A 24888-nucleotide genomic window follows, 5' to 3' on the forward strand; every position below is an offset into this window, starting at 1 on the left:
GAGCTCCTTGTTATTTTGGTAAAGCGATCACTCGGCCGATGAAGGCGGGTGCGGGCAGGTCGGCTTGCTCGGCGACAATGGCTTGCAGCTTGCTCAAGGTTTCTTCGCTGAACGGTGCGGATCGCGGCCCGGCCAGGTCGACGTGCAGCAGCATTTGTTCATTGCCCGCCAGCTCCTTGTCACCGCCCACCAGATGCAGGCTGTGGTAGAGGTGCAGGCGCTTGCGGTCATGGCCGATGATCTGGGTGTGCACTTCGACATCGGCATCGAGCTTCACTTCGTGCAGGTAGTTGAGGTGCAGCTCGAGGGTGAACAGCGAATTGCCGCTGGCTTCGCGGTTGTTGCTGTCCATGCCCAGTCGATCCATCAGCGCGTCGGTGGCGTAGCTGAAAATCAGCAGATAGAAGGCATCGCGCAGGTGGCCGTTGTAGTCGACCCAATCGGGGATGATTTTGGTTTGGTAGGTGGTGAGCGTGGGCATGATCGGGGTTCCGGCAGGTGGATGATCGTTCCCACGCTCTGCGTGGGAACGCCGCCCGGGACGCTCTGCGTCCCAGACGACGTGACGCAGAGCGTCACAGGATTCATTCCCACGCAGAGCGTGGGAACGATCAGTACAAGGGGTTACTCGCTAAATGCCATTCCATGCTTCTCTTTGGTGGTTTTCACCGCCTCCAGCACTGCCAGCAAGCAATCATCACGATAGCGCTCCAGCGCGGAAATGCTGTGCGTGCCCAACTGATCGCTGGTGCCATCCACCACATCATCAATCAATTTGTCGGTCAGCTCCGGTGCCGGCAGATAGGTCCAGGGCAACTGCAACGCCGGCCCGAATTGCGCCATGAAGTGCCGCATGCCTGCGTCGCCGCCCGCCAGGGTGTAAGTCAGGAAAGTACCCATGAACGACCAGCGCAGGCCCGCGCCAAAACGGATGGCATCGTCGATTTCACCGGTGGTCGCCACGCCGTCGTTAACCAGATGCAGCGCCTCACGCCACAGCGCTTCGAGCAACCGGTCAGCGATAAAACCTGGCACTTCCTTGCGCACATGCAGCGGGCGCATCCCCAAGGATTCATAGACTTTCATTGCCGCTTGAACCGCTTGCGGCGCGGTATTTTTGCCACCGACCACTTCCACCAACGGCAGCAGGTAAACCGGGTTGAACGGATGCCCGACCACGCAGCGTTCCGGGTGGGTCGAGCTCTCGTAGAACTCGCTCGGCAGCAGTCCCGAAGTGCTGGAGCCGATCAGTGCATTGGGCTTGGCCGCTGCGCTGATTTTGCTATGCAGTTCCAGTTTCAGGTCCAGTCGTTCGGGAGCACTTTCCTGAATGAAATCTGCGTCGCGAACGCATTCTTCGATAGTGGCGACAAAGCGCAGACGATCTTGCGACGCGCCGGGTGCCAGGCCTTGCTTCTCCAGCGCGCCCCAGGCATTGGCGACGCGCTTGCGCAGGGCCGCTTCGGCACCGGGCGCCGGATCCCAGGCCACTACGTCGAGGCCGTGGGCGAGGGCGCGGGACACCCAGCCGCTGCCGATGACACCGCTGCCCAGAGCGGCGAAGGTTTTGATTTCAGTGATAAAGCTCATGGCGACGTCCTAAATAGTTCGGTGACCTAATGTGGGAGCGGGCTTGTGTGGCGAGGGGGCTTGCCCCCGTTCGGCTGCGTAGCAGTCGTAAAACATTGCATGCGGTATGGCTGACACACCGCGGCTGCAGGTTCTGGGGCCGCTTCGCGACCCAACGGGGGCAAGCCCCCTCGCCACACAAGCCCGCTCCCACAGGGTTAGGTGTAGGTGGGGGTTAACCGCGCTTGGTCAGGCCCATTTTTGCCCGGCCTTCAGTCGGCGTCAGAACGCGGGCGCCGAGGCGGCTGAGGATTTCGCTGGCGCGTTCGACCAGTTGGCCGTTGGTCGCCAATACGCCCTTGTCCAGCCACAGGTTGTCTTCCAGACCGACCCGCACGTTTCCACCCAGCAACACCGCTTGCGCCGCCATCGGCATTTGCATGCGACCGATGCCGAACCCGGCCCAGACCGCATCGGCCGGCAGGTTGTCGACCATGGCTTTCATGGTGGTGGTGTCGGCCGGCGCGCCCCACGGGATGCCCAGGCACAGCTGGAACAACGGGTTATCCAGCAGGCCTTCCTTGATCATCTGCTTGGCGAACCACAGGTGGCCCGTGTCGAAGATTTCCAGCTCGGCCTTCACACCCAGCTCTTGAATGCGTTTGGCGCCAGCACGCAACTGTGCCGGGGTGGAGACGTAAATGGTGTCGCCGTCACCGAAGTTCAGGGTGCCGCAATCCAGGGTGCAGATTTCCGGCAGCAGTTCTTCGACGTGGGCGAGACGGGTCAGCGGGCCGACCAGGTCAGTGTTCGGGCCGAACTCCATCGGGTTCTCGCCCGCGCCGATTTCCAGGTCGCCGCCCATGCCGGCGGTGAGGTTGACGATGATGTCGACGTCGGCCTCGCGGATACGCTCCATCACTTCGCGGTACAGCGCCACGTCACGGCTGAACTTGCCGGTTTGCGGGTCGCGAACGTGGCAGTGAACCACGGTAGCGCCGGCCTTGGCGGCTTCCACGGCGGCCGCGGCGATCTGTTTCGGGGTGACCGGCACGTGTGGGCTTCTGGCGGTCGTGTCGCCAGCACCGGTGAGTGCGCAGGTGATGATGACGTCGTGGTTCATGAGGCGGTTCCTTACAGGCGTGATTTTTGGGTGTGGCTCAGGGCGTGACGATTCCGTTCGCAGCCCGGTCGGGCTGCGAATCGGTGGTTCATTTCAGGTTTATTTACTGGTCAGTTTCAGGTTTTCAGCCGCCGGTTTGCCGTCGAAGGTGGTCACGCCTTCGAGCCAGCGTTGCTTGTCTTGCGGGTGATCCTTGAGCCATTGCTTCGCCGATTCGAAAGCGTCTTTGTGATCGAGCAACGGCTGCATCATCCGGCTCTCGTCTTCGGCGGTGTAGGTCAGGTTGCTCAGCAAACGACCAATGTTCGGGCATTGCTCGGCGTATTTCGGCGCGGTGACCGTCCACACGGTGGCCATGCCTTCGTTCGGGCCGAGGGCGTCTTCGCTGCCGGTGAGATAAGTCATTTGCACGTTGACGTTCATCGGGTGCGGCGCCCAGCCGAAGAGCACCACAGCTTCCTTGCGCCGCACGGCGCGATCCACCGCCGCAAGCATGCCGGCCTCGCTGGACTCGACCAGCTGGAACTTGCCCAGGCCAAATTGATTCTTGGTGATCATCGCCTTGATCTGAGTGTTGGCGCCCGAGCCAGGCTCGATGCCGTAAATCTTGCCGCCCAGTTCTTTTTCGAATTTGGCGATGTCAGCGAAGGTTTTCAGGCCTTTGTCGGCGAGGTAAGTAGGAACGGCGAGGGTGGCGCGAGCATCCTTGAGGCTTGGCGCTTCAAGCACTTTGACCTGCTTGGCATCGACGAACGGGGTGATGGTCTGGGTCATCAGCGGGTTCCAGTAACCGAGGAACAAGTCCAGGCGCTGGTCGCGAATGCCGGCGAAGATGATTTGCTGGGAAGCGCTGGTTTGTTTGGTGTTGTAGCCGAGGCCATCGAGCAACACCTGGGTCATGGCGCTGGTGGCGATCACGTCGGTCCAGTTCACTACGCCCATGCGCACGTTCTGGCACGACGCGGGTTCGGCCGCCATGACGCTGGCGCTCAAGAAAGCGGTACCGCTGAGTGCAAGAACACAGCTGCTGATCAGTCGTTTCATGTCGGGTTCCTCGGCAGGTCGTTATTGTGGGTTCCGGTGTCTGATGCGCCGGTGATCTCAAGTTACGCAGCAAAGCCCCTGTAAAAACGCACTGCGGCGACCAGCTCTTGCACTGCAGCGACCTGCGCCCTTGAATGCTCGTTGCAAGTGGCGTATCAACGTCCACACGCTAACCGCCCTCTCGTTACCTGGCCTCTTTTTACCTGCTAAGCGAGTGCGCTCCATGTCCCAGGATTTCTACTTCTTGTTGATGCCGGGTTTCTCGGCGATCGGTTTTATCTCGGCAATCGAGCCGCTGCGGGTCGCCAATCGCTTTCGCGGCGAGCTGTACCGCTGGCATGTGTTGAGCGCTGATGGCGGGGCGGTTTTGGCCAGTAACGGCATGTCGGTCAACGCCGATGCGGCGCTGGAACCCCTGAAGAAAGGCGCTACCTTGCTGGTGGTCGCCGGTTTCGAACCGCTGAAGTTCACCACCCCGGCGCTGGAGCACTGGTTGCGCCGCTTGGACAACGAAGGCGTGACCCTCGGCGCCATCGACACCGGCAGCTTCATCCTCGCTGAAGCCGGCCTACTCGACGGCCATCGCCTGACCTTGCACTGGGAAGCCATCGACGCCTTCAAGGAGTCTTATCCACAGCTGAGCGTCACCCAGGAGCTGTTCGAGATCGACCGTCGGCGCATCACCTCTGCCGGCGGCACGGCTTCCATCGACCTGATGCTCGACCTCATCGGCCAGGCCCACGGCCCGGAACTGGCGATCCAGGTCAGCGAACAATTCGTACTCGGGCGCATTCGCCCGCGCAAAGACCACCAGCGCATGGAAGTCGCCACGCGTTATGGCATCAGCAACAAGAAACTGGTGCAGGTGATTGGGGAGATGGAGCAGCACAGCGAGCCGCCGTTGAGCACGCTGCAATTGGCGGAATCGATCAAAGTGACCCGGCGTCAGTTAGAGCGGTTGTTTCGCCTGCATCTGAACGACACGCCGAGCAATTTCTACCTGCGGTTAAGGCTGGAGAAGGCGCGGCAGTTGCTGCGTCAGACGAACATGAGTGTGTTGGAAGTGAGCATCGCGTGCGGGTTTGAATCGCCGTCGTATTTCACCCGCAGTTATCGGGCGAGGTTTGAGCGGTGCCCGCGTGAAGACCGGCGACGGCTCGGAGATGGGCGGGAGCTGGTCTGAACTTAAGTTTTGACAACACCAGAGAACCCTGTGGGAGCGAGCCTGCTCGCGATGGCGGTCTGTCATTCAAGTTGATGTCGACTGATCCGCTATCGCGAGCAAGCTCGCTCCCACAGTTTTGATCTGTCTTACTTTTTCATCAACGCTGAGCAGGCCGCTTTAAACGCCTCATGCTGATACTTGTTCAGCGTCTCCGGCAGTGCAAAATCGAACTTCTTGTTCTGCGCATTGATGGTCTGCGGCGACAGTAGCGTCACCTCGCAATTTTCCAGCAGCTGGAAAATCCCCTCGATTTTGAACGTAGTCGGCCCACCGGCGAACTCGCCTTTCTTGCTGCGCTTCTTGATCGCGATCCGGTCGATAGAGTTCTCACGAACGAACGACGCCACCTGAGCGGCGAAGACTTTGACGTTGGCGGCTTCGTCGTCCTCGTCGAGGGCGATTTTCCTGGTGGCGAGGGCGACGTGACTGAGCGCCTGACCGTCGAGGGAGGCCACGGCGATGATCGCTTCGCTGCCTTTGATTTCGATGCCGCAGATTTTCATTTCAATCCCTTTTCCTGATGCTGGCGTTCAGCTTACAACTCTAGTTGGTTGGCGGTGATGCCAAAAGCTGCGGCAATTTTTTCACGGGTTGCCTTGCGGGGCTTGGCGACCGTCTCTTGCTGGGCGAAAGCCGGTTGGGAAATGCCCATGCGTTTGGCAACTTCATCCTGCGTAAGGTTCAGGTGTTCGCGCCAAGCGCGAATGGGCGTCGCGCCATCGACGATGCGACTGACCACTTCGTGGGGGATCAGATCGGGCTCGATCTTCTGCGCCACATACTGCGCGTAGGGAATGACCACGAACGCCGGTTTTCCCTCCGCGTCGTTGATGATTTGAATCTCAGTAGGTGCGTTCATCGCGTTTTTTGACCTCTTGAATACTGACCACTTTGATCGCGCCATCCTAGTCGAACATAACCCGATAACTACCGACTCGCAGTCGATAGGCGTAGTCATGACCGACCAGTGCTTTGACGTTGCCTACATCAGGCATGCCAGCTAGCGCCGTGATGGCATCACGAACCTGGATCTGATGAACGGAATGCAATTTCAAGAGCTGCTTAACGGCCTTTCGAGTCCAGTGAATGCTGTTCATGGAGAATATAAGTCTTTTATAAGATTTTGCGAATCTTTACTTATATTTTTCAGGTGGCCAACAAACGAAATTTGTCGGGATGTTGCTCGAAAATAGCTGCTTTAACCCTTACCCAGCGGGAGTTGTAGGTTTGCTCGGTGAAACCTGTGGGAAAGGTCTTGATTGAAGGTAAAAGCTGGTAGGGCTACCAGCTTTCGACGGACGATTCAGGATCACTCCTGCCCAATCGACTCCAAAAACTCCGACCGCTCGTCACTCATGCGCGCTATGCAATCATTCTGCGCAATGGTGAACGCTTTGCTGCCGCTGGTCGCCGGAAATGCGTCCACTGCGCAATCGGCATCCCGGGTTTTCAGCCATTGCTGTTGCGCGGTCTTGATTTTGGCGGTGATGTCGGTCAGTTGCGCCTTGTTGTTGCCGTAAAGCGTTTGCATGCGCTCGGTCAGGCTCTGATAGTTGTCGCTCAGCAGCTGTTCGGCGGTGGTTCTGCTGTAGGCCGAGCATTCCAGGGTCTGGATTTCGTTTTCGACAGCGTCGCAAGGGTTGTCGTCGGCCTCTTCAGCTGCGTGTACGCCAGTCGCTATCAGTGCCAAAGCCAGGAAGATCGATTTCATTGCGTCGCCGCCCTTAATTCAGTGATTACACCCAGTGATGCGGCGAATTCTGGCCCAAGCGGGCGGCGTTGGATAGGTAGGCAATGACGCCTGTTGATGACCCTTTGTCGCGGATTGACGCTTTCGGCAAACCCCCTGTCGTTTTTGCACCCGGCTACCCCTGCACCGAGGCATATGCTGGCCCCAAAGCGCCGGCACACGATTCGGCGCATGAATCGCTAATAGGGGACAGCCTGATGAGCCCAGCCGAATTGCACGCCGACAGCATCGTTATCGACGGGCTGATTATTGCCAAGTGGAACCGCGAGCTGTTTGAAGACATGCGCAAGGGCGGTCTGACCGCGGCCAACTGCACCGTGTCGGTGTGGGAGGGCTTCCAGGCCACTGTCAACAACATCGCCGCCAGCCAGAAGCTGATCCGCGAGAACAGCGACCTGGTGATTCCGGTGCGCACCACTGCCGATATCCGCAAGGCCAAGGAACAGGGCAAGACCGGTATCCTCTTTGGCTTCCAGAATGCTCACGCGTTTGAAGACCAGATCGGCTATGTCGAGGTCTTCAAGCAGCTCGGCGTCGGTATTGTGCAGATGTGCTACAACACCCAAAACCTGGTCGGTACCGGTTGCTACGAGCGCGACGGCGGCCTGTCGGGTTTCGGTCGTGAAATCGTCGCTGAAATGAACCGTGTCGGCGTCATGTGCGACCTGTCCCACGTCGGTTCGAAAACGTCCGAAGAAGTCATCCTCGAATCCAAGAAGCCGGTCTGCTACTCCCATTGCCTGCCGTCGGGTCTGAAAGTACACCCGCGCAACAAATCCGATGAAGAACTGAAGTTCATTGCCGACCACGGCGGTTTCGTCGGTGTGACCATGTTCGCGCCGTTCCTGGCCAAGGGCATCGATTCGACCATCGACGATTACGCCGAAGCCATCGAATACACCATGAACATCGTCGGCGAAGACGCCATCGGCATCGGCACCGACTTCACCCAGGGCCATGGCCAGGACTTCTTCGAATACCTGACCCATGACAAGGGCTACGCCCGCCGTCTGACCAGCTTCGGCAAGATCATCAACCCGCTGGGCATCCGCACCGTGGGCGAGTTCCCGAACCTGACCGAGACCCTGCTCAAACGCGGCCATTCCGAGCGTGTGGTGCGCAAGATCATGGGCGAGAACTGGGTGAATGTCCTCAAGGACGTCTGGGGCGAATAAGCCACCGCATTTCTGAATCCTTTCCCCCGGCCGTCCGTGCCGGGGGCAACACAACGAATTTTCTGGAGTTAAGTTTCCATGGCCAAGATCGCCCCGCAATTGCCAATCGAAGTCGACAGCGAAACCGGTGTCTGGACCTCTGACGCCCTGCCGATGCTGTATGTGCCGCGCCATTTCTTCGTCAATAACCACATGGGCATCGAGGAAGTGCTGGGCGCCGACGCTTACGCTGAAATCCTCTACAAGGCCGGCTACAAGTCCGCCTGGCACTGGTGTGAAAAAGAAGCTGAATGCCACGGCCTGGAAGGCGTTGCAGTGTTTGAGCATTACATGAAGCGTCTGTCGCAACGCGGCTGGGGCCTGTTCAAGATTCAGGACATCGACCTCGACAAAGGCACCGCCAGCGTCAAGCTCGAACATTCCGCATTTGTCTACGTTTACGGCAAGGTCGGGCGTAAGGTCGACTACATGTTCACTGGCTGGTTCGCCGGCGCCATGGACCAGATTCTTCAGGCCCGTGGCAGCTCGATCCGCACCGTTGCAGAACAGGTTTACGGTGGCTCCGAAGAAGGCCACGACGACGGTTTGTTCACCGTCAAGCCGTTGTAAGTCGAGGAACCCGCCATGGCTTTCGAAGCAATGTTTCAACCGATTCAAATCGGCAAACTGACCATCCGCAACCGCGTGCTCAGCACCGCGCACGCCGAGGTCTACGCCACCGACGGCGGCATGACCACCGACCGGTACGTCAAATATTACGAAGAGAAAGCCAAGGGCGGGATCGGCCTGGCGATTTGCGGCGGTTCCTCCAGCGTGGCCATCGACAGCCCGCAAGGCTGGTGGAAGTCGGTCAACCTGGCCGACGACCGGATCATTCCGCACTTCCAGAACCTGGCCGATGCCATGCACAAGCATGGCGCCAAGATCATGATCCAGATTACCCACATGGGCCGACGCTCGCGCTGGGATGGCGAGCATTGGCCAACCCTGCTGTCGCCGTCGGGCATCCGTGAACCGGTGCACCGCGCGACCTGCAAAACCATCGAACCGGAAGAAATCTGGCGGGTAATCGGCAACTACGCAAGCGCAGCCGCGCGGGCCAAGGCCGGTGGCCTGGACGGCGTCGAGCTGTCTGCCGTGCACCAGCACATGATCGACCAGTTCTGGAGCCCGCGGGTCAACAAGCGTACCGATGAATGGGGCGGCAGTTTCGAAAACCGCATGCGTTTCGGCCTGGAAGTGATCAAGGCTGTACGCAAGGAAGTCGGTCCGGACTTCTGCGTCGGCATCCGCCTGTGCGGTGACGAATTCCACCCGGACGGCTTGTCTCACGAAGACATGAAGCAGATCGCCAAGTACTACGACGACACCGGCATGATCGACTTCATCGGCGTCGTGGGCTCGGGTTGCGACACCCACAACACCCTGGCCAACGTTATCCCGAACATGAGTTATCCACCGGAGCCATTCCTGCATTTGGCCGCCGGTATCAAAGAAGTGGTGAAGGCACCGGTTTTGCACGCGCAGAACATCAAGGATCCGAACCAGGCGACCCGTATTCTGGAAGGCGGTTACGTCGACATGGTCGGCATGACCCGCGCCCACATCGCCGACCCGCATTTGATCGCCAAGATCAAGATGGGCCAGGTCGACCAGATCAAGCAATGCGTCGGTGCCAACTACTGCATCGACCGTCAGTACCAGGGCCTGGACGTCTTGTGCATCCAGAACGCCGCGACTTCCCGTGAATACATGGGCGTGCCGCACATCATCGAGAAATCGACCGGAGTGAAGCGCAAAGTCGTGGTGGTCGGTGCCGGTCCTGCCGGGATGGAAGCGGCTCGCGTGTCGGCCGAACGTGGCCACGACGTGACCCTGTTCGAGAAGAAAGAATTCATCGGCGGGCAGATCACTACCGCGTCGAAAGCTCCACAACGGGACCAGATCGCCGGCATCACTCGTTGGTTTCAGCTGGAACTGGCGCGCTTGAAAGTCGATCTGCGCCTGGGCGTGGCGGCGGATGCGGCGACCATTCTCGACCTGCGTCCGGACGTGGTGGTACTCGCTGTCGGCGGCCATCCGTTCCTGGAGCAGAACGAACATTGGGGCGCGGCTGAAGGCCTGGTGGTCAGCAGCTGGGACATCCTCGACGGCAAGGTTGCGCCGGGCAAGAACGTGCTGGTCTATGACACCATTTGCGAGTTCACCGGGATGTCGACGGCTGACTTCCTCGCCGACAAGGGCAGCCAGGTCGAGATCGTCACCGACGACATCAAACCGGGCGTGGCCATCGGCGGTACGTCGTTCCCGACTTACTACCGCAGCATGTACCCCAAAGAAGTGATCATGACCGGCGACATGATGCTGGAGAAGGTCTACCGCGAAGGCGACAAGCTGGTGGCGGTGCTGGAAAACGAATACACCGGCGCCAAAGAGGAGCGGGTGGTGGACCAGGTCGTCGTCGAAAACGGCGTGCGTCCGGACGAAGAAATCTACTACGCCATGAAGGAAGGCTCGCGCAACAAAGGCCAGATGGACATCGAAGCCCTGTTCGCGATCAAGCCGCAACCTTCGTTGAGCCAGGCGGGCGACGGTTACTTGCTGTTCCGTATCGGCGACTGCGTGGCCCAGCGCAACACCCACGCGGCGATCTATGACGCGTTGCGGTTGTGCAAGGATTTCTAAGCCGGTGAGCTGATCGTTCCCACGCTCTGCGTGGGAATGCAGCCCGTGACGCTCCGCGTCACATTCAAAAGCGGACGCAGAGCGTCCGGTGAGGCATTCCCACGCAGAGCGTGGGAACGATCAATGAGTCCCGTGGGAGCTCCACATGTTGAACACCCTTCTTCCAATCCTGTTGTTCGCTGCCTTGGGCCTGGCTGTCCTGGGCGCGTTGCGGCGGGTGGCTATGTGGCGTCAGGGCCGGGCTTCGAAAGTCGACCTGATCGGCGGTCTGTTCGCCATGCCCAAACGCTACATGGTCGATTTGCACCACGTCGTCGCGCGGGACAAATACATCGCCAACACTCACGTTGCCACGGCCGGTGGTGCAGTGGCGTCCATTGTGCTGGCGATTCTGGTGCATGGTTTTGGCCTGCATAACCGCATCCTCGGTTATGCACTGCTGCTGATGTCGGCGGTGATGTTTGTCGGCGCGATCTTTATGTTCCTGCGCCGTCGCAACCCACCGGCCCGCTTGTCCAAAGGCCCGTGGATGCGCCTGCCGAAAAGCCTGATGGCGTTCTCGGCATCGTTCTTCCTGCTGACCCTGCCGGTCGCCGGCATCCTCCCGGAAAACTTCGGTGGCTGGGTGGTCGCTGCGATCCTCGGCGTCGGTGTGCTGTGGGGCGTTAGCGAACTGTTCTTCGGCATGACCTGGGGCGGGCCGATGAAGCACGCCTTTGCCGGTGCCCTGCACCTGGCCTGGCACCGTCGCGCCGAGCGTTTTGGCGGCGGTCGTTCCACCGGTTTGAAGCCGCTGGATCTGAATGACCCGAACGCGCCACTGGGCGTGGAAAAACCCAAGGATTTCACCTGGAACCAACTGCTCGGCTTCGACGCCTGCGTGCAGTGCGGTAAATGCGAAGCCGCGTGCCCGGCGTTCGCCGCTGGCCAGCCGCTGAACCCGAAAAAACTGATTCAGGACATGGTCGTTGGCCTGGCCGGTGGCACCGATGCCAAATTCGCTGGCAGCCCTTATCCGGGCAAAGCCATTGGCGAACACGGTGGCAATCCGCATCAACCAATCGTCAACGGTCTGGTGGACGCTGAAACCCTGTGGTCTTGCACCACTTGCCGCGCCTGCGTCGAGGAGTGCCCGATGATGATCGAGCACGTCGACGCCATCGTCGACATGCGCCGGCATCTGACCCTGGAAAAAGGCGCGACCCCGAACAAGGGCGCCGAAGTCCTGGAAAACCTGATCGCCACCGACAACCCGGGCGGTTTCGCGCCAGGCGGGCGGATGAACTGGGCGGCGGATTTGAACCTGAACCTGCTCAGCGAGAAGAAATCCACCGACGTGCTGTTCTGGGTCGGTGACGGTGCCTTCGACATGCGCAACCAGCGCACCCTGCGTGCCTTCGTCAAAGTGCTGAAAGCGGCCAAGGTCGACTTTGCGGTGCTGGGGCTTGAGGAGCGCGACAGCGGTGACGTGGCCCGGCGCCTGGGCGACGAAGCGACCTTCCAGCTGTTGGCCAAACGCAACATCCAGACTTTGGCCAAATACAGCTTCAACCGCATCGTCACCTGCGACCCGCACAGTTTCCACGTGCTGAAAAACGAGTACGGCGCCTTCGACGGCAACTACCTCGTGCAGCACCACAGCACCTACATGGCGGAGATCATTGGCGAAGGCGCCCTGAACCTCGGCCAGCACAAAGGCAGCAGCGTGACCTATCACGACCCGTGCTACCTCGGCCGCTACAACGGCGAATACGAGGCGCCGCGCGAAGTACTGCGCGCCCTGGGCATCGAGATCAAGGAAATGCAACGCTCCGGTTTCCGTTCACGCTGCTGCGGCGGCGGTGGCGGTGCACCGATCACCGACATTCCGGGCAAGCAGCGGATCCCCGACATGCGCATGGAAGACATCCGCGAAACCGGCGCCGAACTGGTGGCCGTGGGTTGTCCACAGTGCACAGCGATGCTCGAAGGCGTGGTCGAACCGCGTCCACTAATCAAGGACATCGCCGAACTGGTGGCCGACGCCTTGCTCGAAGACGCCGCGCCGGGAAAGCCTTCGGCACCGGCCAAACGTGAACCTGCGGAGGTGCATTGATGAGCGACATTATCCGCCGCGACCCACGCGCCGAATGGATCGCCCGCAACCGTCTGCACCCGCTGCACGCGGCCATGCAACCGGCGCAACACAGCTGGATGGGGCCTAACGGTGTCATCCGCAAGAACCCTCACGGGATCGGTTTTATCGGCCCCAACGGCATCAAGCGGATTGACCGCAGCGGCGCTCAGCAGGGCGGGGCGACTAAACGCTCGGCCGCAGTTGAAGTGCAATTGCCGCTGCATCAAGTGCCGCAACCTGCGTTCTACATCAGTGTGGTGCCGGACATGGTCGGCGGCCGCTTGAGCAGCCACGACCGCGACTTGCTCGGCCTGGCCCATCAGTTGGCCGGCAAGGACGGCGCGGTACTGGCGGTGGTCTTCGGTGAGCACAAGGAAAACGCCTTCGCCACGGCGGGCGTTGACCGCTTGCTGGTACTGGAAGGCGACGAATTCAGCGGTTATGCACCGGAGCAACGCGTCCAGGGCCTGCGGGCTGTGGATAACCAGTTCAACCCGCGTCACTGGTTGCTGCCGGACAGCCGCAGCGGTGGTGGCGAACTGGGTCGACGCTTTGCCGCCGCATTGGGCGAACGCCCGGCCACGCGGGTCTGGCAGGTCAAGGATCAGGAGTGCATCGGCCGCGCCGGTGCTGGTTTGCAGGACCTTGCACGTCCGGTCGCTCGCTTGATTCTGGCCGCCGCCGAATGCGCCGAACCGGTCAGCGAAACCCGTCACGAAGCCCTGCCAGTGGAGTTATCCACAGCAGTCGCCCGCAGCCTGTCGCGGATCGAAGATCTGGGCGCGGTGGCGGTGGATCCGGCGGCGATTCCGATGGCCGAAGCGGAGTTCATCTTCTCCGGCGGCAACGGTGTCAAGGACTGGGGACTTTTCCACAGGACGGCCGAGGCGTTGGGCGCGACCGAAGGTGCATCGCGCGTGGCGGTGGACGATGGCTTCATGGCCCGCGACCGTCAGGTCGGTGCGTCCGGCACTTGGGTCACGGCACGGGTTTACGTGGCGGTGGGTATTTCCGGGGCGATCCAGCACCTGCAAGGCATCGGTGCCTGCGACAAGGTGGTGGCGATCAACCTCGATCCTGGCTGCGACATGATCAAACGGGCCGACCTGTCGGTGATCGGTGAGAGCGCCGAGATTCTTCAAGCCTTGATCGATGCGGTAGAGGCTTACCGCAATGAAGCCAAGCGCGATGCGGCTTAAGGAAAGGAAAGGGTTATGAGCACGAAAATCATCAGCCTGGTGTCCATCGGCGCCCACCCGACCTCCGGCCGGCCACGCCGCGCCGAGCAGGATGCACGAGCAGTTGAACTGGGCCTGCAACTGGCTGGGGATAACCTGCAAGTGCTGCATGCCGGTGACGTTGCGGAACCGGCATTGCGCGCTTATCTGGGCATGGGCCTGGAACAGTTGCATGTGCTGGAGCAACCGGTCGGTGCTGACGCGCTGCCAGCGCTGACCGCTTATCTACGCGATGCCGGGGTTCAGGTAGTACTGACTGGCAGCCAGGCGGAAACCGGTGAGGGCTCGGGCATGTTGCCGTTCCTGCTGGCCGAAAGCCTTGGCTGGCCGCTGGTGGTGGGTTTGGCGCAGGTTGAATCCATCGACGGTGGTTCGGCGCTGGTACTGCAGGCCTTGCCTCGCGGGCAGCGTCGTCGGCTGAAAGTACGCCTGCCGTTTCTGGCGACTGTGGATAACGCAGCGCCCAAGCCTCGGCAGAGCGCCTACGGTCCAGCGCGGCGCGGGGTATTGCAGGCGGATGAAGTCGAAGTGATCGACGATGAACTGCTGGCGGTGGCGACATTGCAACTGGCCAAGCCGCGGCCAAAACGCTTGAAAGTGATCAAGGCCAAGAGCGGTGCTGACCGCATGAAGGCCGCGACGGCCAAGGCCAGTGGCGGAGGCGGGCAGGTGCTCAAGGGCGTGACCGCGCAGGCGGGTGCTGAAGCCATTCTCAAGTTGCTGATTGAAGAAGGCGTGGTTCGCTAAACCTGGACAAACACAACACTTGTGGGAGCGGGCTTGCTCGCGAAGGGGTCATCAGCTTCAACATCATCGTTGACTGACACACCGTTTTCGCGAGCAAGCCCGCTCCCACAGAGTGCTCGTGCCGAACAGGTGAAATACCGGAAACGCAGAACCTGAAAATCATCTCATCGAAGTTTACGGGGAAATAATGGCTGTTGAATTTCGTCCGGCATTGCGCACGGATGCGCGCGAGATCGCCCGTTTGTTCCAGATTTCGTCAGAGGGTGCTTCGGATTACATCTGGAGCCAGCTGGCGGAGCCCGGGCAGGATCTGCTGGAAGTGGGTGCCGCTCGTTACGCCCGTGAAGATGTCGATTTTTCCTATCAGAACTGCCTGATCGCGCAGGCCGAGGGAGAGGTCATCGGCATGCTGCACAGCTACGTGATGCGCCACGATCCTCAAGCCGCTCCCGTGACCGACCCGGTCCTGGCGCCGTATGCCACGATGGAAATCCCCGACACCCTTTATATTTCGAGCCTGGCCCTGCATGAGGGCTGGCGCAATCAGGGCTTGGGCAAACAATTCCTCGCCTATGCCTACGACCGTGCCAACCGGTTGGGGCTCAACGGCTTGAGCTTGATCGACTACGCGGCAAACACCGGCGCCCGGCGGTTTTATGAGCGTCATGGCTTCCGGATCGTCGATACCTGCCAGATCACGCCCCACCCAATGATTCGGGTTACGGGTGAGGCTTATTTGATGTATCGGCCGTAAGGACATCGAACACCTGTGGGAGCGAGCCTGCTCGCGATGACGGACTGACATTCACCATCGATGTTGCCTCTCCTGGGATTGCGCATTTACCCACAATCCCTGTTAGCGCTTCTGTGGATAACATGTTCGCGCCTCGCTACACCCCATACCCAACAAGCCCTCCAGCCCTCCGTACAAAAAACAACCAGCCTAACCCCCGGTTTTTTCGAGCTTTTTCCACAGAGTAACGTCGCTCACACGCCGATACTTGCCCCCAATCTCTGTTGGCGCTTCTGTGGATAAGATGTTCGCTGTCCGCTACAGGCTATATAAACCGAGGCTTTCAGTGAGTTGATCAAATAATGTTCAATTCGCCGATTTCCCTCGTTAATCCTTCCTCAAACCCCGAATTCTCACGGCTTTCAGCAGTTTTCCACAGAGCCTGCAAAGTTGCCCCCAAAGTCTGTTGGTGCTTCTGTGGATAAGGTGTTCGCCATCCTCTGCACGTCATATAAACCGTGCTTTGCAGACTTATGATCAAAAAACGATCAACGCTTGCATAAAACTCTGCTTCTGGATAAGTCACGGTTTTTCTTCATTTTTTGTGAATGAATTTGGGCTCTCGTCCACAGTTGTCCCCAATAGCTGTGGGTGGAGATGTGGATAACTTGTTCGCTGAACCTTGCAAGCCACGGTCTGTATAGGCCCGAACGCGATAGATCAGATTTCATACAGTTCTAAGGCACTTCCTTGACTTCGATCTGTCGCCTGTCTTCACTCTCAGGCACAAGGACAGCCGTCACTTATCCACATCTGGTTCAGGGAGAACGCGTGATGGATAGCCAGCCATATCGCTCGCACCCAAACCCTTGCGTGACCTGTGTACCGACCCCCGCCACCTTGCTGCGTAAACGGATTCACCGTCGCGCCACCAATCAGCGCGCTCGCCTATAGCGCCTGAAGCCTTTCCCCATACCCTGACGCCGCTGCCATTGAGGCCCGACCGTGCCCGGTGACCAGGCGTTTGTTCGTCTATCGATTGCAGGCAACCACAGAGTTGCCCATCTGCCTGAGAGGAAATGACCCATGACACGGATCGCCACGCCCATCAGCGACATCAAGGAACACTACGACGTGATCGTCATCGGCTCCGGCTACGGCGGCGGGATCGCGGCGTCGCGCCTGTCCCGGGCCGGCAAGCGGGTGTGCCTGCTGGAGCGGGGCCGGGAAATCCAGCCCGGCGAATACCCCAATACGATGCTGGCGGCCACCGAAGAGCTGCAAGTCCATGACCCGGACGGGCACATCGGTTCGCGCACCGGGTTGTTCGACCTGCATGTCAACGCCCAGCAGAACGTGGTGGTCGGTTGTGGCCTGGGCGGCACATCCTTGATCAACGCCAACGTCGCGCTGGAGCCGGAGCCCGGTGTGTTCGACGATCCGCGCTGGCCGCTGGCGGTGCGTGAACACCGCGACACGCTGCTCAAGGATGGGTACGCCCGGGCTCGGGAGATGCTCAAGCCCAATCCCTACCCAAGCACCTCACCGGTGCTGCCAAAACTGGAAGCCAACAAAAAATCTGCGGACTACCTCAAGCAAGGGGCGCATTTCTACAAGCCGCCGATCAACGTGACCTTCGACAAACTGCCGAACAACCTCAACCACGTCGGCGTCGAGCAGCTGCCGTGTAACCACTGCGGCGACTGCGTGTCGGGCTGTAACAACAAAGCCAAAAACACCACGCTGATGAATTACCTGCCGGATGCCTGGAACCACGGCGCGGAAATTTTCTGCCAGGCCGAGGTGCGTCACCTGGAGCGAGACGCCGACGGTGACGGCTGGATTGTGCATTTCCAATACCTGGACAGCGGCCGCGAGAAGTTCTCGGCACCGACGCTATTCGTCAAGGCTGACGTCGTCGTGGTTTCGGCGGGCACCCTGGGCTCCACCGAAATCCTCCTGCGCTCCCGGGACAAAGGCTTGTCGACGTCCAATCAGCTCGGCGAGAGCATGAGCGGCAACGGTGACATTCTCGGTTTCGGCCACAACTGCGACCAAGCGATCAACGGCATCGGTTTCGGCGCGCATCCGGCCAATGAAATGAAACCGGTCGGCCCGTGCATCACCTCGATCATCGACATGCGCACCGAAGGCGACTGGCGCAGCCGCATGGTCATCGAAGAAGGCTCGATCCCCGGCGCGCTAGGCCGGCCGATGGTGCCGAGCATGGCCGCGTTCGCCGGGTTGATCGGCAAGCCCACCGACGACAGTTTCACCGGCAAGCTCAAGTACGCAGAGCGCGAAACCGAAAGCTTCCTGCGCGGCCCGTATCACGGCGCCCTGCATAACATGCAGACCTACCTGATCATGAGCCACGACGACGGCAAGGGGCGCATGGTGCTCGACAGCAAGGATCAGCTGCGTATCGACTGGCCAGGTGTTGGCGAGCAGGAAAACGTCAAACTCGGTAACGAGCGGCTGCACCAGAGCACCAAGGCATTGGGCGGGATCTGGGTGGAGAATCCGATCTGGACCGAGCTGCTCAAACACAGCATCGTTTCCGTCCACCCGTTGGGCGGTTGCGTGATGGGCGAGGACGCGGAGCAGGGCGTGGTCAACCACAAGGGCCAGGTATTCAGCAGCGCCAGTGGTACCAATGTCTATGCCGGGCTGTACGTGGCCGACGGCGCGGTGATTCCGACTTCCCTGGCGGTCAATCCGCTGCTGACCATCTCCGCCGTGAGCGAGCGCAACATGGGCCTGCTGGCGGCCGATCGCGGTTGGCACATCGACTACACGCTGCCTTCGGCACCGCGCAAACAGGTGGCGCCGCCGACTCTCGGCGTGCAGTTCACCGAAACCATGAAGGGTTATTTCTCCAAAGACTTCACTCAGCCTCAAGGCACTGATCTCAAACTCTACGAAGCGGCGGCCAAACGTGGCGAGTCGGAGAACTCGCCGATCGAGTTCACCCTGACCATCACCGCCAACGACCTCAACCGCATGATCAAGGAGCCGGAACACGCTGCGACGCTGGTCGGCACGCTCAATGCGCCGGGTCTGTCGCCGGAACCGCTGACCGCCAGCAATGGCGTGTTCAACCTGTTCGAGGAGTATCAGGAACAGGTCGGTGTGCGGCACATGAATTACGACATGAAACTGACCGCCGAGGACGGCAGCGATTATTACTTCAGTGCGTTCAAGACCGTGCCCGAAGACAATGGCGTGCTGAACGTCTGGCACGACACCAGCACCCTCTACGTGACGCTGTATCGCGGGCCGGACAAAACCGGTGAGGTGATTGGTTCGGGTGTGATGCACATTCAACCGGCCGATTTTGCCAAGCAGATGACCACTATGAAGGTGCTTAACGCGCGCAACGAACGCGAGCGCATCGAAGGGTTGGCGCGGTTCGGCAAGTTCTTCGCCGGCATCTTGTGGGAGAGCTACGGCGGGGTGTTCGCTGGCGACATCTACTTCAACCCCGATGCACCTCCGCGGCAGAAACGCCCATTGGATGCACCGATCCCGAGCGTGCAGTTCTTCCAGACCGAAGACAACGTACAGCTACGCCTGACCCGCTATAAGGGTGGCAGCAAAGGGCCGGTGATGCTGGTGCATGGCTTGGGCGTGGGCTCGAATATTTTCTCCACCGACACCATCCAGACCAACCTGCTGGAGTTCTTGTGCAAGCACGAGTACGACGTCTGGCTGCTGGATTTCCGGGTCAGTATTCTGATACCGGCCAGCAAGCACGAATGGAACGGCGATCAGATTGCGCAGTACGACTTCAAGGCTGCCATCGCGCAGATCCAGCAAGCGACCAAGGCGGCGGACGTGCAATGCGTGGTGCATTGCTACGGGGCGACGACTTTCTTCATGTCGCTGCTGGCCGGGTTGCAGGGGGTGCGTTCGGTGGTGTGTTCGCAAATTGCCGCGGATACGGTGGTCGCCACGGCAACGGGGCTCAAGGCCGGCCTGCACCTTCCAGGGATGCTCGACGCCATCGGCATCAAATCCCTCACCGCGTATGCCGACAACAAGGAGAGCTGGTTCAACAAACTCTACGACAAGGCCCTCAACGGCTACGCCCGCATCGAGGCTCAGGGCTACTGCACCAACCCGGTGTGCCATCGCATCACCTTCATGTACGCGTCGCTGTACCGCCACGACACGCTCAACGAGACCCTGCATGACAACCTGCATGAGCTGTTCGGCGAATCGAACATGCAGACCTTCGAGCACCTGGCGCTGATCCTGCGCAAAGGTCATCTGGTGGACTTCAAGGGCCAGGACGTCTACATGCCGCACTTCGACCGGCTGACCATGCCGATCTGCTTCATCAGCGGCGAAGACAACCAGTGCTATCTGCCGGAAAGCACGCTCAAGACCTATGAGCGCGTGTGCAAAGCCCATGGACCGGAGCGCTACAGCCGGCATGTAGTGCCGGGTTATGGGCATATCGACTGCATGTTCGGCAAGAACGCGGTGCTCGATGTGTACCCGATCATCCTGCAACACCTGGAGAAAACCGCCCTCGGCTAGCTGATCGTTCCCACGCTCTGCGTGGGAATACCGCCATGGACGCTCTGCGTCCGCTTGTGTGACGCAGAGCGTCACGGGATGCATTCCCACGCGGAGCGTGGGAACGATCTGGGGAAAAAATATGGACAGTTACATCCGCTGGTTTCAACGCTTCATCTGGATAGGCATCGTGATGAACATGGTCTTCGCGATTCCGGCGCTGTTCGCGCCGGCGTTGCTGACCTCGATGCTCGGGATGCCGCCGCAACTCTCCGATCCATGGCTGGAAAACGCCGGCATGCTGCTGGTGGGGATCAGTCTGTTCTACATGCCGTCAGGCTTCAACGCGCCACGATACGTCGTGCATTCGTGGCTGTGCGTGTTGTCGCGACTGGTCGCCGTGGCGTTCTGGATCTACCTGATCAACACCAGTAACCAGGCTCAGGTATTCGTGCCGATGCTGCTGGGCGATCTGAGCATGTTCCTGATCCTCGGGGTTCTGCTGTACCTGGGCAGCGCGCCGGCCAATCGGCCCTTGGCGTTGCTTCGCGATGGCTGGCTTGAGTGGCGCGCAGCGTGGGCGCGACGCTGGCAGCGGCACAGCTTCAAAGTCGCCACGCTGGTCGTGGTGCTGGCGCTGGGGTTTATCGGCTACGAAACCTGGTACCAGATGCTGCGGGTGGTGCCGGAAGAACAATACGCCTCCGATGAGGACCACTACAAGTACGGCGCCATCGGCCTGGGCATCGAGGCACGGATTCCCTATTACCTGTTCGCCGTATTGCCGCAGATGTGCCCGGATAAGCTGCCGAAACCTGGCGGCTACGAAGTCTTCGGTTTCCTCTACGAGAACGGCAAGAACCTGCCGATCGGCATGGCCAAGCGGCAGATCGGTTACCCGACCGTGGAGCCCAACTGCGCCCTGTGCCACACCGGTTCCTATCGGGCCAATACCAGCGACGTCGCCATCCCGGTGGCCACCGCACCCGCCAATACCCTGCAACTGCAGGCCTTCCAGTGGTTCGCCTACAATTGCGCCAGCGACCCGAAATTCACCCCCGACGCGGTGATGACGGCGATCAACAGCAAGTTCCAGCTCGGGTTCTTCGAGCGGTTGTACAACCGCTACGTGATCATTCCGATGGCCACGAGCGCGCTGGTCAAGCAGAAGCAGGCCTATGCCTGGCAACGCCTGCGCGCACCGCAAGGGCCGGGGCGCACCGACACCTTCAACCCGACGAAAATGGTGGTGTTCGGCTTCCCGGATGACTCGACCATCGGCACCGTCGACTTGCCGCAAGTGTGGAACCAGAAACCTCGGGAGTCGCTGTACCTGCACTGGGACGGTAACAACAACGACATCCATGAGCGCAACTACGCGGCCGCCATGGCCGTGGGCGCGACGCCGGAGTCAGTGCTGCCGGCCAGTTTCAACCGGGTGACCAACTGGTTGCTGGGCCACAAGGCGCCGGCATGGCCGTTCGCGCTGGATCAGGCCAAAGTCGCGCGGGGCAGACCGGTCTGGGAAAACAACTGCGCCAGTTGCCATGATTTCGGCCGCACCGACACCGGTCAGGTCACCACCAGCATTGATGAGCTGGGCACCGATCCCCATCGGCTGAACTCGTTCACCACAGGTTTGGTGACGGCTTTCCATGGCTTCAAGAAATCACCGTTCGACTTCGGCGCCTATCGCAAGACCCAGAGCTACAGCAACACGCCCACCGACGGCGTCTGGTTGCGCGCGCCGTACTTGCACAACGGTTCGGTGCCGACTCTGTGGGACTTGCTGCAACCACCGGAAAAGAGACCGCTGGTGTTCTTCACCGGCTCCGATGTGTACGACCAGGACAAAGTCGGCTTCGTCACCAGTGGCCAGCAGATGAAGGCTTCGGCGGACTTCAAATACGACACGCGCCTGGAGGGCAACCACAACGGCGGCCACCTGTACGGCACGCAGCTGTCGGAACTCGATAAGCGGGCGCTCATCGAGTTCATGAAAACCCTGTGATTCCACTACGGATGGAGGAAAGCGACATGTCATTGGTCAGTCATTGGGAACACGAGTACGACAAGGTGAAACTACGCGTACATGGCTTGTTCACCCGTTTGGAAATGGCCTGGAAAAAGCTCGTCAGCGAGCTTGAACCGGAGGAGTTCGAGGCTATCGTCGCGCTGCTGCAGCGGGGTCACGATCAGGCGCAATACGTGCTCAAGCACGGCGATATGCCGGACGATCAGCCGAGTGTGCCGTGGGAGTTGGCCCATGGCTTGTCGATCCTGCACATCGGTAACGCCAGCCCTTTGCCGCAATCGGTAGATGAGCTGCAAACCCGCGTGCTCAAGGATGGCAGCCTGCTCGGTTGTCGCAAATGGGAGCTGCTGGATCTGTTGTGGAGCGAGGCATTGCTCAAGTGGATCGAGAACCTGCGGCATCACGCGCCGTTCGCCACCACCCCGGCGTTGATGCGCATGGACAGTGACGTGACCCTGGCCATCGCCGGCGACTGGGGCACCGGGCCGTTCGATAGCCACGCCCCGGCGGTCTCAGTCGCCAACCAGATGCAACTGGCCCAGGCTGATTTCACCATTCACCTGGGGGACGTGTACTACGCCGGCACCCGCTCTCAGGAAGACGTCGACATGGTCGGCTGGCCCATGGGCAAGCACGGCTCGTTCACCCTCAACTCCAATCACGAGATGTACAGCGGCGCCCATGGCTACTTCAAGGAACTGGCCAAGCGTTTCCCGGCGCAGCAGGGCACCAGTTATTTTGCGTTGTACAACGATGACTGGCTGGTGATCGGGCTCGACACGGCTTACGCCTCCGATGCGATCAACCTGTACATGGACGGTGCACTGAACAAACAGCAGATCGACTGGATGAAAGACTTGCCCCAGCGCAAGAAGATCATGGTGCTCAGTCATCACCAGGGTTTCGACATTACCGGGCACAACAAGACGGCGCTGTATCAACCGGTGTGCGATGCCTTGGGCCGCGAGCCGGATTATTGGTATTGGGGGCATCTGCACAACGGCATCTGCTACGCCGCTCAAGGCGGGTTGCATGCGCGCTGCGCCGGGCATGGGGCGATTCCCTACGGCAATGCCAGCGAGCTGGACGGGCATTCGCGGGTGCTGTGGTCGGAAACCCAAAATGCGCGGGATGAGGCGTACCCGGATCGGGTGTTGAACGGTTATGTGAAAGTGAGGCTGGTGGGGGAGAACATCGAAGAGACGTTTATTGGGGAGGATGGGTCGGTGCGGTGGTCTTCGTCAGCCCATTGATCGTTCCCACGCTCTGCGTGGGAATGCAGCCCGGGACGCTCTGCGTCCCAGGAGCCGAACGCAGAGCGTCCGTTGAGGCATTCCTTTGCTGCGCGTGGGAACGATCAGCGTGACAGATCAGCCTTGAACCGGAACCCCTTTGAGGTACGGAGCAGGCTCGGCCCCAAGGTTGTTCAGCAACCGCTCGCTGTACCAATCCACGAAGTTCACCACGCCAAACTCATAGGTCTTGGAGTAAGGCCCTGGCTGGTACGCGGTGGAGTTGATCCCGCGCTGGTTTTCTTCGGCCAGGCGACGGTCCTGGTCGTTGGTCGCATCCCAGACCTGGCGCATGCGCTCCACGTCGTAGTCCACGCCTTCGACCGCGTCCTTGTGCACGATCCACTTGGTGGTGACCATGGTTTCCTGAGCGCTGATCGGCCACACGGTGAACACGATGATGTGGTCGCCCATGCAGTGGTTCCACGAGTGCGGCAGGTGCAGGATGCGCATCGAACCCAGGTCCGGGTTCTTGATGCGGCCCATGAGTTTGGCGCAGCCCTGTTTGCCGTCCATGGTCATCGACACGGTGCCCTTGAGTAGTGGCATGCGCACGATGCGGTTACGCAGGCCGAAACTGGCGTGGGCGTAAGGGATCTTCTCGGCTTCCCAGGCTGCGGCGGAGGCAGCGACGTGGTCCTTGAAGGCCTGGTCGGCACGCGGGTCGGTGACGTCGTCCCATTCCAGCAGGGTTTTCAACAGTTCCGGGTGCGACGCGTTGCAGTGGTAGCACTCGCGGTTGTTTTCCAGCACCAGTTTCCAGTTGGCTTTTTCCATCAAAGTGGTGGTAATTGCCACCTTGGTGTTCTCCATGTCGTACGGTTCCATGTAATGGTTCAGCGTCGACAGGAAGTCATCAATGGCCGGCGGGTTCTCCGACAGGCTGATGAAGATGTAGCCGCCAGCGGTTTTCACGTTCACCGGCTTGAGGCCGTACTGCTTCATGTCGAAGTCGGCGCCCATTTCGGTACCGGCGAACAGCAGGCGACCGTCCAGCTCATACGTCCACTGGTGGTAGTGGCAGACCAGTTTGGCGACTTTGCCTTTTTCGCTGGTGCACAGCCGTGAACCACGGTGACGGCAGACGTTGTGGAACGCATGGACCACGCCGTCGGCACCACGAATCACGATGATCGGGTTCTTGCCGACTTGCAGAGTCAGGTAGTTGCCCTTGGTCGGGATTTCGCAGGTCATGCCGGCGATCAACCACTCTTTCTGGAAGATTTCCTGCATGTCGATATCAAACAGCCGCTCGTCAGAGTAAAACGGCTGCGGCAGCGAGAAAGTGCGCTCGCGCTCTTGTAGCATCTGCGCGGTGGCCTTGCGTGCGGGTTCCAGTGGATCGCCCAGGCTCAGGGTAGTGGTGACGTCCATCGTGTGTTTCCTCAAGGCCATCTGCGTGGCCGCGAAAGTGGCTGATCAGGTTTGCTACGCAAGGTGTAAAGATTATGTCTTGGTATGGGGCGAGTGTGGGGCCGGCGCTTGCCAGAACCTTATCCATGGGCGACATGGCCCAATCTGTTCCCGACGCGCAACCCCCGGTAATTGGGGGCTGGTCGCGATAAGTATGTGAATGTCGCAGATAGGTAAATGGAGGGGCTGCGCTATACGCAGAATCGCCAACATAAAGGC

20 protein-coding genes and 1 pseudogene are annotated in these 24888 nt (G+C 60.1%); 11 read left to right on the forward strand and 10 right to left on the reverse strand.

All coding sequences use genetic code 11. The features are described from left to right. Positions 1-10: 10 nt before the first annotated feature. The 4 genes from ACZ9IM_RS07270 to choX all read right to left on the reverse strand — a co-directional run bounded on the left by ACZ9IM_RS07270 (position 11) and on the right by choX (position 3736). Positions 11-481, reverse strand: coding sequence for a thioesterase family protein (locus ACZ9IM_RS07270; protein ID WP_123497253.1), 471 nt, complete (start codon positions 479-481; stop codon positions 11-13). A gap of 143 nt (positions 482-624) precedes the next feature. Then, positions 625-1590 carry an L-carnitine dehydrogenase gene (locus tag ACZ9IM_RS07275; RefSeq protein WP_033060346.1) on the reverse strand — a complete coding sequence of 322 codons (966 nt, stop codon included), beginning with the start codon at positions 1588-1590 and terminating at the stop codon, positions 625-627. A gap of 214 nt (positions 1591-1804) precedes the next feature. Continuing rightward, entirely contained in the window at positions 1805-2692 is an 888-nt protein-coding gene (gene cdhC / locus ACZ9IM_RS07280; RefSeq protein WP_476223625.1) for a 3-dehydrocarnitine:acetyl-CoA trimethylamine transferase CdhC, read from the reverse strand. A gap of 99 nt (positions 2693-2791) precedes the next feature. Beyond that, positions 2792-3736, reverse strand: coding sequence for a choline ABC transporter substrate-binding protein (gene choX, locus ACZ9IM_RS07285; RefSeq protein WP_476223626.1), 945 nt, complete (start codon positions 3734-3736; stop codon positions 2792-2794). Between the two features lie 223 nt (positions 3737-3959). On the opposite strand from choX, the gene ACZ9IM_RS07290 reads away from it, so the two are divergent. Further along, entirely contained in the window at positions 3960-4919 is a 960-nt protein-coding gene (locus ACZ9IM_RS07290) for a GlxA family transcriptional regulator (RefSeq protein WP_476223627.1), read from the forward strand. Positions 4920-5047: 128 nt separating this feature from the next. Here ACZ9IM_RS07290 and ACZ9IM_RS07295 read toward each other — a convergent pair whose 3' ends face one another. The 4 genes and pseudogenes from ACZ9IM_RS07295 to ACZ9IM_RS07310 form a co-directional block, all read right to left on the reverse strand. Beyond that, positions 5048-5464 (reverse strand): DUF3010 family protein, encoded by a 417-nt coding sequence (locus ACZ9IM_RS07295; protein ID WP_476223628.1) that lies wholly within the window; start codon positions 5462-5464, stop codon positions 5048-5050. A 32-nt stretch (positions 5465-5496) separates the two neighbouring features. Next, entirely contained in the window at positions 5497-5820 is a 324-nt protein-coding gene (locus ACZ9IM_RS07300; RefSeq protein WP_123719627.1) for a helix-turn-helix domain-containing protein, read from the reverse strand. Then, positions 5804-6058: pseudogene (locus ACZ9IM_RS07305) on the reverse strand (type II toxin-antitoxin system RelE family toxin). The gene ACZ9IM_RS07300 and the pseudogene ACZ9IM_RS07305 overlap by 17 nt, the downstream one beginning before the upstream one ends. A gap of 212 nt (positions 6059-6270) precedes the next feature. Then, entirely contained in the window at positions 6271-6672 is a 402-nt protein-coding gene (locus ACZ9IM_RS07310) for a lysozyme inhibitor LprI family protein (RefSeq protein WP_123497263.1), read from the reverse strand. 236 nt (positions 6673-6908) lie between these two features. Here ACZ9IM_RS07310 and ACZ9IM_RS07315 point away from each other — a divergent pair, with 236 nt between their 5' ends. The 7 genes from ACZ9IM_RS07315 to ACZ9IM_RS07345 all read left to right on the forward strand — a co-directional run bounded on the left by ACZ9IM_RS07315 (position 6909) and on the right by ACZ9IM_RS07345 (position 15426). After that, positions 6909-7886, forward strand: a complete 978-nt coding sequence (locus tag ACZ9IM_RS07315; protein ID WP_007907542.1) for a dipeptidase — start codon at positions 6909-6911, stop codon at positions 7884-7886. Between the two features lie 78 nt (positions 7887-7964). Further along, the gene (locus ACZ9IM_RS07320; RefSeq protein ID WP_007907543.1) at positions 7965-8495 is read left to right on the forward strand and encodes a DUF5943 domain-containing protein; all 531 of its coding nucleotides are present in this window, start codon (positions 7965-7967) and stop codon (positions 8493-8495) included. A gap of 15 nt (positions 8496-8510) precedes the next feature. Then, entirely contained in the window at positions 8511-10571 is a 2061-nt protein-coding gene (gene dgcA / locus ACZ9IM_RS07325; RefSeq protein WP_007907545.1) for a dimethylglycine demethylation protein DgcA, read from the forward strand. Between the two features lie 145 nt (positions 10572-10716). Then, the gene (dgcB, locus tag ACZ9IM_RS07330; protein WP_008008116.1) at positions 10717-12666 is read left to right on the forward strand and encodes a dimethylglycine demethylation protein DgcB; all 1950 of its coding nucleotides are present in this window, start codon (positions 10717-10719) and stop codon (positions 12664-12666) included. Then, a complete protein-coding gene (etfA, locus tag ACZ9IM_RS07335) occupies positions 12666-13886 on the forward strand; it encodes an electron transfer flavoprotein subunit alpha (protein WP_008008117.1) in 1221 nt (406 codons plus the stop codon). Before dgcB ends, etfA begins: the two co-directional genes overlap by 1 nt. A 15-nt stretch (positions 13887-13901) precedes the next feature. Next, positions 13902-14672, forward strand: a complete 771-nt coding sequence (etfB, locus tag ACZ9IM_RS07340; protein ID WP_427625037.1) for an electron transfer flavoprotein subunit beta — start codon at positions 13902-13904, stop codon at positions 14670-14672. A gap of 187 nt (positions 14673-14859) precedes the next feature. After that, on the forward strand, positions 14860-15426 hold the full coding sequence (locus ACZ9IM_RS07345; protein ID WP_007907549.1) for a GNAT family N-acetyltransferase: 567 nt from the start codon (positions 14860-14862) through the stop codon (positions 15424-15426). Positions 15427-15760: 334 nt separating this feature from the next. Here ACZ9IM_RS07345 and ACZ9IM_RS07350 read toward each other — a convergent pair whose 3' ends face one another. Then, positions 15761-15991, reverse strand: a complete 231-nt coding sequence (locus ACZ9IM_RS07350) for a hypothetical protein (RefSeq protein ID WP_476223629.1) — start codon at positions 15989-15991, stop codon at positions 15761-15763. 500 nt (positions 15992-16491) lie between these two features. Here ACZ9IM_RS07350 and ACZ9IM_RS07355 point away from each other — a divergent pair, with 500 nt between their 5' ends. The 3 genes from ACZ9IM_RS07355 (at position 16492) to ACZ9IM_RS07365 (ending at position 23217) form a co-directional block, all read left to right on the forward strand. Continuing rightward, positions 16492-19950 carry a GMC oxidoreductase gene (locus ACZ9IM_RS07355; RefSeq protein ID WP_476223630.1) on the forward strand — a complete coding sequence of 1153 codons (3459 nt, stop codon included), beginning with the start codon at positions 16492-16494 and terminating at the stop codon, positions 19948-19950. A gap of 121 nt (positions 19951-20071) precedes the next feature. Then, on the forward strand, positions 20072-21940 hold the full coding sequence (locus tag ACZ9IM_RS07360) for a c-type cytochrome (protein ID WP_476223631.1): 1869 nt from the start codon (positions 20072-20074) through the stop codon (positions 21938-21940). Between the two features lie 26 nt (positions 21941-21966). Further along, complete coding sequence (locus tag ACZ9IM_RS07365) at positions 21967-23217, forward strand: metallophosphoesterase family protein (protein ID WP_476223632.1); 1251 nt, start codon at positions 21967-21969, stop codon at positions 23215-23217. 117 nt (positions 23218-23334) lie between these two features. Here the strand turns inward: ACZ9IM_RS07365 and gbcA are convergent, their stop codons facing one another. Next, positions 23335-24630 (reverse strand): glycine-betaine demethylase subunit GbcA, encoded by a 1296-nt coding sequence (gbcA, locus tag ACZ9IM_RS07370; RefSeq protein WP_032830499.1) that lies wholly within the window; start codon positions 24628-24630, stop codon positions 23335-23337. Between the last annotated feature and the right edge of the window lie 258 nt (positions 24631-24888).

The organism is Pseudomonas sp. TE12508 (genome assembly GCF_056279485.1).